Source organism: Allobosea sp. 05T422_2, assembly GCF_056396265.1.
The window spans coordinates 23328-30783 of the sequence record NZ_JBFTLD010000055.1 but is presented as its reverse complement, the minus strand read 5'-3'; the positions used below and the strand labels follow the sequence as shown (position 1 = coordinate 30783).

Here is a 7456-nt window from a genome sequence, read left to right as displayed (position 1 = left end):
GTGCCGACCGGCATCAAGATCTTCTCCTGGATCGCGACGATGTGGGGCGGCAGCCTGCGCTTCACCGCGCCGATGCTCTGGGCTATCGGCTTCATCTTCCTGTTCACCGTCGGCGGCGTGACCGGCGTGGTGCTGGCCAATGCCGGCGTCGACCGCTCGCTGCATGCGACCTATTACGTCGTGGCCCACTTCCACTACGTGCTGTCGCTCGGCGCCGTGTTCGGCATCTTCGCCGGCTTCTACTACTGGTTCCCGAAGATGTCGGGCTATGTGATGCCGGACTGGATCGGCAGGCTGCACTTCTGGGTCGCCTTCTTCGGCGCCAACCTGCTGTTCTTCCCGCAGCATTTCCTTGGCCTTGCCGGCATGCCGCGTCATTATGCGGACTATCCCGATGCCTTCGCCGGCTGGCATTTCTGGTCGTCGATCGGCTCCTACATCTTCGCTGCCGGCCTGCTCATCTTCTTCTACGGCGTCATCGTCGCCTTCTCGAAGAAGCAGCTCGCCGGGGACAATCCGTGGGGCGAAGGTGCAACGACGCTGGAATGGACCCTGTCCTCGCCTCCGCCGTTCCACCAGTTCGAGACCCTGCCGCGCATCGTCGGCTCGGACCACTGATCCATCTGGCGGCGGGCTCCCCGGCCCGCCGCCGCCCCTCCCCCGAGCGCCACCTGCGGCGTTCCGGAGATGGGCGGCAAGACCGCTCCCTCTCATTCCCCACGGCCGCTGGCGGCCGTCGTAAAGAGTGAAACGACAAGACCAATGTCCGCTGCGTTCGACAGGTTCGATTCCCGCACCGATGGCGCGAAGAGCTCCACCGGCGAGGCGCGCGATTTCTTCGCGCTCCTGAAGCCGCGGGTGATGTTCCTGGTCGTCGTCACCGCACTGGGCGGCATGGCGACGGCCCCCGGTACGATCCACCCGGTGATCGGATTCGCCTCGCTGCTCGCGATCGCGGTCGGCGCCGGTGCGTCCGGCTGCCTGAATATGTGGTACGACGCCGATATCGACGCGCTGATGGTGCGGACCGCCAAGCGTCCGATTCCGGCCGGGCGGATCCTGCCATCCGAKGCGCTCGCCTTCGGGCTGACCTTGTCTGTCGGCTCGGTGATCGTGCTCGGCCTCGTCGCCAATCTGCTCTCGGCGGCGATGCTCGCCTTCACCATCTTCTTCTATGCCGTCGTCTATTCGATGTGGCTGAAGCGCTCGACGCCGCAGAACATCGTCATCGGCGGAGCGGCCGGGGCCTTCCCGCCGATGATCGGCGAGGCCGTCGTGACCGGCGATTTCGGCCTGCACTCGATCGTGCTCTTCGCGATCATCTTCCTCTGGACGCCTCCCCATTTCTGGGCGCTGGCGCTGGTCAAGTCCGGCGACTATGCCCGCGCCGGCATCCCGATGCTGCCGAATGTCGCCGGCCCCGCCGCGACGCGCCGGCAGATCGTGGCCTACTCGCTGGTCATGGCGCCGGTCGCGGTCCTGCCTGCCCTGATGGGGTTCGGCGGATTGGCCTATCTCGTCGTCTCCGTGGTGACCGGACTTGCCATGATCGCGCTGGCCTTCCGCGTGTTGCGCGTGACCGAGGGTGAAGCCGCCCACAAGGCCGCCTATGCGCTGTTCGGCTTCTCGATCCTCTACCTCTTCCTGCTCTTCGCCGTGCTGCTGGCAGAGAACAGCCTCGGCCTGATGTGGGCCCTGCCCAAGGTGCTAGGATGAGCGAAGCTCCGAAACGCGAGATCCCGCCGGCCTTCTCTCCGGAGGACATGGCACGCCGCAGGCGCCGCTCGGTCGCGCTGGCGCTGGTCCTTGCAGGCCTGGTCATTTTCTTCTTCGTGGTGACGCTGGTGAAGACCGGTCCGGCCATCATGAACAGGCCGCTGTGATGACCGCGACGCCATCGAACCGTCAGCATGCGAGAATGCGCCGGACAGCGCTGATCTGCGCCGGCGTTGCGGTCGGCATGACCGGCCTCGCCTTCGCAGCCGTGCCGCTCTACGACCTGTTCTGCAAGGTCACCGGCTTCGGCGGCACGCCGATGGTCGGGACAGCGGCCGCCGGGCGCATCCTGGACCGCAAGATGGCTGTGCGTTTCGACGCCAATGTCTCGCCGGCCCTGGGCTGGCGCTTCGAGCCGGAAAGCTCCGAGATCATCTTCCGCGTCGGCGAGACGCAGACGGTGTTCTACAAGATCACCAACACGACGGACCGGGTCTCCACCGGCATCGCGACCTTCAACGTCACGCCGACGCAGGGGGCCGCCTATTTCGTCAAGCTGCAATGCTTCTGCTTCACCGAGCATACGCTGCAGCCGGGCGAGACGCTGGAAGCGCCGGTCGTGTTCTATGTCGACCCCGAGATCGAGCAGAACCGCGATCTCAACGGGGTCAAATCATTGACGCTGTCCTACACCTATTTCCCGTCCAAGGCCGGCCAGCCGGTCGCGGATGGCAAGGGTGACGCGGGCAAGTCGAAACTATAAGAACTGCGACAGCACCAAGCGCTGCGCAGCAGAGTCGGACGCGGAGACAAAGTAAGATGGCCGGGGCCCATACCAAGAACCACGATTACCATCTCGTCGACCCGAGCCCGTGGCCGCTCGTCGGCGCGAGCAGCGCGACGATCATGGCCATCGGCGCGGTCATGTGGATGAAGGCGATGACCGTCGCCGGCATGCATCTCGGCCCCCTGGTCTTCGGCGTCGGCCTGCTCGGTGTTCTCTACACCATGCTCGCATGGTGGATGGACGTGGTGCGCGAGGCCGAGCACGAGGGCCACCACACCCGCGTCGTCCAGCTTCACCATCGCTACGGCATGCTGATGTTCATCGCCTCCGAGGTGATGTTCTTCGTCGCCTGGTTCTGGGCCTTCTTCGACGCCAGCCTCTTCAGCGGCGAAACGATCCAGTACGCCCGCCACGACTTCACCGGCGGCGTCTGGCCTCCCAAGGGCATCCAGACCTTCGATCCCTGGCACCTGCCGCTGCTGAACACGCTGATCCTGCTGACCTCGGGCACGACGGTGACCTGGGCGCATTACGCGCTGCTGCAGGACGACCGCAAGGGTCTGAAGCAGGCGCTCTGGCTGACCGTGTTCCTCGGCGGCCTGTTCTCGATCGTGCAGGCCTACGAGTACGCCCACGCCACCTTCGCCTTCAGCGGCCATATCTATGGCGCGACCTTCTTCATGGCGACCGGCTTCCACGGCTTCCACGTGCTCATCGGCACGATCTTCCTGGCGATCTGCCTGTACCGGGTCTATCTCGGCCACTTCAAACCGGCCCAGCATCTCGGCTTCGAGTTCGCGGCCTGGTACTGGCACTTCGTCGACGTGGTGTGGCTGTTCCTGTTCGCGGCGATCTATGTCTGGGCGTCCGGCGCCGGATCGGCCGCGGCGCACTGAGCGGCCGCCTCAAGACAATCCCGAAGGCGGCCGCGAGGCCGCCTTTGTTTTTTGCGGGAAACCATGATGGCAGAGTACGAGCATATCAGCCCCTCGCCCTATGCGACCGGCCTTTCCGGCCGTTGCCCGCGCTGCGGCGAAGGCAAGCTCTTCGACGGGTTTCTGAAGCTGCGCCCTCGTTGTGCCGCGTGCGGGCTGGATTTCGCCTTCGCCGACTCGGCTGACGGCCCTGCCGTGTTCATCATGCTGATCGCGGGCTTCGCGGTTCTTGGCGCGGCGCTCGCTGTCGAGATCGCCTATGAGCCGCCGATCTGGGTGCATCTCTCGATCTGGCTGCCGCTGGCCATCACCGTCTGCCTCGCCCTGCTGCGGCCGATGAAGGGGCTCGCGGTCGCGCTGCAATACGCCCACAAGGCCGAGGAAGGCAGGCGAGAAAAGTGAGCGCGCAGACAATGCCAGACAGCACACGGCGTCCGAGCCTTCTCCTGCCCGCGATCCTGACCATCTGCGGGACTTTGGTGCTCTGCACGCTGGGGAGCTGGCAGCTGTTGCGGATGGGCGAGAAGCACAGCTTCATCGAGCGCCTGCAAGCGCAGGCAGCGAGCCCTCCGGCGCCCCTCCCGCCCGAGCAGCAATGGAGCACGCTCGACCCAGCGAAGCTCGACCTGACGCGGGTCGCGGCATCCGGGCGTTACGTCGACGGCCCCTTTGCCGGCGTGCGCACCACGATCGCATCGGGCGGACCGGGAACGCGCCAGCTCTCCGGCTTCGGCCGCTGGATCTTCCAGGGGTTCCGGCTCGATGCCGGCGGGGTCATCCTGATCAATCGCGGATTCGTGCCGGAAGCGCGCCTGGGCGAGATCAAGCCGGCCTCCGGACCGGCAACCGTGAGAGGCTTCCTGCGCACGCCCGAAGCACGCAACAGCTTCACCCCAGCCGACCTCCCGGCCAATCGCGAGTTCTTCACACGCGATCCGGCCGCCATTGCGTCCTCCCTCGGCCTGGCGGCCGCGCCGTTCTATCTCGAGCTCGAGCGTCAGGGAGACGGGCTGACGCCGCCGGCCGGCGTCGATGTCAAAGAGTTGATCGGACGTATTCCCGACAACCACCTGCAATACGCACTGACCTGGTTCGGGCTGGCCCTGACCCTGATCGGTGTCTTCATCGCCTTCGCCTGGCAGGCCCGGCGACAGAAACACGACTGACCTCGCCCCGCGGCCCTGCCGCGGGCGCGCAACCTTTGCCCTCGCTGCGCTCCCGGCCTATAGCAGCAGCACGACCACAGAGAGCGACACCGTGCTGCATGTCTCCACCCGGGGCGAAGCGCCCTCCCTCGCCTTTTCCGACGCCCTGCTCGCCGGGCTCGCCCGCGATGGCGGCCTTTTTGTCCCGAAGACCTGGCCCAGAATTGAAGCCCAGGACATCGCGGGCTTCGCCGGCAAACCCTATGCCGAAGCTGCCGAGCGCATCATCGGCGCGCTGGCCGACGGAGATATCGAGACGGCGGCGCTGCGCGCCATGATCCGCGAGGCCTATGCCACCTTCCGGCATCCGGCCACCTGTCCGCTGACGCAGCTCGGCGACAATCTCTTCGTGCTCGAGCTGTTCCACGGCCCTACTCTGGCATTCAAGGATGTGGCAATGCAGCTGCTTGGGCGGCTGATGGACCATGTGCTGGTGCAGCGCGGCGAGCGCGCCACCATTGTCGGCGCAACCTCCGGCGACACAGGCGGTGCTGCCATCGACGCCTTCAAGGGGCTCGAGCGGGTCGACATGTTCATCCTCTATCCGCAGGGGCGCGTCTCGGACGTGCAGCGGCGGCAGATGACCACAGTGGACTCACCCAATGTCCACGCCATCGCGGTCGAGGGCACGTTCGACGATTGCCAGAACCTCGCCAAGGCGATGTTCAATCACCACACGTTCCGCGACGAGCTGCGCCTCTCCGGCGTGAATTCGATCAACTGGGCCCGCATCGCGGCGCAGGTGGTCTACTACTTCACCTCGGCTGTCGCCCTCGGCTCGCCCCGGCGCAAGGTCTCTTTCGCGGTGCCGACCGGCAATTTCGGCGACGTGCTCGCCGGTTGGGTCGCCAAGCGCATGGGTCTGCCGATCGAGCGCCTGGTGATCGGCACGAACAGCAACGACATCCTGCCGCGCACGCTCGAGAGCGGCGCCTATGAGATGCGGGGCGTCGCCGCCACGACCTCCCCTTCGATGGACATCCAGATCTCCTCGAATTTCGAACGCCTGCTGTTCGAGGCGCATGACCGCGACGGTGCCGCCGTGCGCCGGCTGATGCAGTCCTTGCAGCAATCCGGCCGGTTCGAGATCGCGCCGGAGCCGCTGGCCCGCATCCGCTCCGAGTTCGACGCCGGCGCGGTCGACGAGGCCGAGGTCGCCGACGAGATCGGCCGCACGTGGCGCGAGGCCGGCTATCTGCTCGACCCCCATAGCGCGATCGGGGTTGCAGCCGCGCGCCGGGGCCTCGGGGCAGATCCTGCCACGCCTATGATCGTGCTCGGCACAGCCCATCCCGCCAAGTTCCCCGCAGCCGTTGCGGCGGCGAGCGGTGTCACGCCCGCCCTGCCAGCCCATCTCGGCGACCTGATGGAGCGCAAGGAGCGCTTCACCCTGCTGCCGAACGACCAGGGGCGCATCGAGGCCTTCATCCGGCAGAACGCCCGGACAGTGCGGGGAGCGGCGGCATGATCGCGACGGGGCCGGCCGAGATCGCCGAACTGGCCACGCCTGCGCCACGCTCGCCGGGGGCGCATGACCCTGAGGTCGACCTGACGACCCTGCCCTCCGGCCTGCGCATCGTCTCGCAGCGCATGGACCATGCGTCCACCGTCTCGCTCGGCATCTGGATCGGGGCCGGCGCGCGCGACGAGCTTCCGAACGAACACGGCCTGGCGCATCTGCTCGAGCACATGGCCTTCAAGGGCACGGCGCGGCGCAGCGCCCGTGAGATCGCCGAGGAGATCGAAAGCGTTGGCGGGGATCTCAACGCCGCGACCAGCGTCGAGTACACCTGCTACACAGCCCGGGTCCTGGGCTCCGACCTCGCACTCGCCGTGGACATCCTGGCCGATATCCTGACGTCGCCAGCGCTTGCGCCCGAGGAACTCGCCCGCGAKAAGGGTGTCATCCTGCAGGAGATCGGCGCGGTTCAGGATACGCCCGACGATCTCGTCTATGACCGCTTCCTGCAGGCGGCCTTTCCGGACCAGCCCCTCGGCCGCCCGATCCTGGGAACAGCGAAGACGGTCAACAGTTTCACACCCGACGCCATCCGGGCCTATCTGGCGCGGCACTACCATGCCGGCAACATGGTGCTGGCTGCTTCGGGCGCCGTCGACCATGACGAGCTCGTCGCCTTGGCACGTGACAGGCTCGCCAGCCTCCCATGCAAACCCGTCAAAGCCTTCGAGCGCGAAGATGGTCATTACCGGGGCGGCGAAGCGCGGATCKAGGGCGACGAGGAGCAGGTCCATCTGGTGCTCGGCTTTCCCGGCCAGCCTTTCCGGGACGGCGCGCATTACCCGCTCCAGGTGTTCTCCTCCGTGCTCGGCGGAGGGCTGTCATCCCGGCTGTTCCAGGAGGTGCGCGAGCAGCGCGGCCTCGCCTATTCCATCGACGCCTTCCACTGGCCCTTCTCCGATTGCGGCGTCTTTGGAATCAGCGCCGGCACGGCACCGGAAGATGCGAGCGAGCTGATCGATGTCGCGCTTGGTTGCCTGCGGCAGGCTGCCGAAGATGTGACGGAGGTCGAGGTTGCACGCGCCCGGGCCCAGATGAAGGTCGGGCTGCTGGCCTCGCTTGAGAGCCCTGGTGGCAAGCTTGAACAGATGGCCCGCCAGGTGCTTGTCTTCGGACGTGCGATACCGCGCGAGGAGCTGGCGCACCGGCTCGATGCTGTCACGCTGGAGGATGTTCGCGCCGCCGGACGTTCTCTGCTCGGGCACCAGCCAACGATCGCCGCCGTTGGTCCGCTGTCCGGTCTCCCGGCGGCAGAGCAACTGCGGCAGGCCGCACGCTCCGGGGATTGAGCAAC

Annotated in this window: 9 protein-coding genes; all 9 read left to right on the top strand. The window is 66.7% G+C overall.

The window, feature by feature from the left end; all coding sequences use genetic code 11:
• Window positions 1–618: cbb3-type cytochrome c oxidase subunit I (locus AC1DJT_RS12725; protein WP_476834171.1), on the top strand; the 618-nt coding region annotated here is incomplete at its 5' end.
• Window positions 619–762: 144 nt separating this feature from the next.
• Complete coding sequence (locus AC1DJT_RS12720; protein ID WP_476834170.1) at window positions 763–1716, top strand: heme o synthase; 954 nt, start codon at window positions 763–765, stop codon at window positions 1714–1716.
• Window positions 1713–1883, top strand: a complete 171-nt coding sequence (locus AC1DJT_RS12715; RefSeq protein WP_141739979.1) for a DUF485 domain-containing protein — start codon at window positions 1713–1715, stop codon at window positions 1881–1883. Before AC1DJT_RS12720 ends, AC1DJT_RS12715 begins: the two co-directional genes overlap by 4 nt.
• The gene (locus AC1DJT_RS12710; RefSeq protein WP_441506443.1) at window positions 1883–2479 is read left to right on the top strand and encodes a cytochrome c oxidase assembly protein; all 597 of its coding nucleotides are present in this window, start codon (window positions 1883–1885) and stop codon (window positions 2477–2479) included. The genes AC1DJT_RS12715 and AC1DJT_RS12710 overlap by 1 nt, the downstream gene beginning before the upstream one ends.
• A 56-nt stretch (window positions 2480–2535) precedes the next feature.
• Complete coding sequence (locus tag AC1DJT_RS12705; RefSeq protein ID WP_441506442.1) at window positions 2536–3399, top strand: cytochrome c oxidase subunit 3; 864 nt, start codon at window positions 2536–2538, stop codon at window positions 3397–3399.
• Window positions 3400–3465: 66 nt separating this feature from the next.
• A complete protein-coding gene (locus AC1DJT_RS12700; protein ID WP_441506441.1) occupies window positions 3466–3840 on the top strand; it encodes a DUF983 domain-containing protein in 375 nt (124 codons plus the stop codon).
• A complete protein-coding gene (locus tag AC1DJT_RS12695) occupies window positions 3837–4604 on the top strand; it encodes an SURF1 family protein (protein ID WP_441506440.1) in 768 nt (255 codons plus the stop codon). The genes AC1DJT_RS12700 and AC1DJT_RS12695 overlap by 4 nt, the downstream gene beginning before the upstream one ends.
• 91 nt (window positions 4605–4695) lie before the next feature.
• Complete coding sequence (thrC, locus tag AC1DJT_RS12690; RefSeq protein WP_476770242.1) at window positions 4696–6111, top strand: threonine synthase; 1416 nt, start codon at window positions 4696–4698, stop codon at window positions 6109–6111.
• Window positions 6108–7451: a M16 family metallopeptidase gene (locus AC1DJT_RS12685; RefSeq protein WP_476834169.1), complete on the top strand. Its 1344-nt coding sequence runs from the start codon at window positions 6108–6110 to the stop codon at window positions 7449–7451. Before thrC ends, AC1DJT_RS12685 begins: the two co-directional genes overlap by 4 nt.
• Window positions 7452–7456: the final 5 nt, after the last annotated feature.

Bases quoted from the DNA above. Each gene is read 5' to 3' on its own strand.
- AC1DJT_RS12710 (WP_441506443.1), top strand. From the start codon at position 1,883: ATGACCGCGACGCCATCGAACCGTCAGCATGCGAGAATGCGCCGGACA.
- AC1DJT_RS12700 (WP_441506441.1), top strand. From the start codon at position 3,466: ATGGCAGAGTACGAGCATATCAGCCCCTCGCCCTATGCGACCGGCCTT.
- AC1DJT_RS12715 (WP_141739979.1), top strand. From the start codon at position 1,713: ATGAGCGAAGCTCCGAAACGCGAGATCCCGCCGGCCTTCTCTCCGGAG.
- AC1DJT_RS12705 (WP_441506442.1), top strand. From the start codon at position 2,536: ATGGCCGGGGCCCATACCAAGAACCACGATTACCATCTCGTCGACCCG.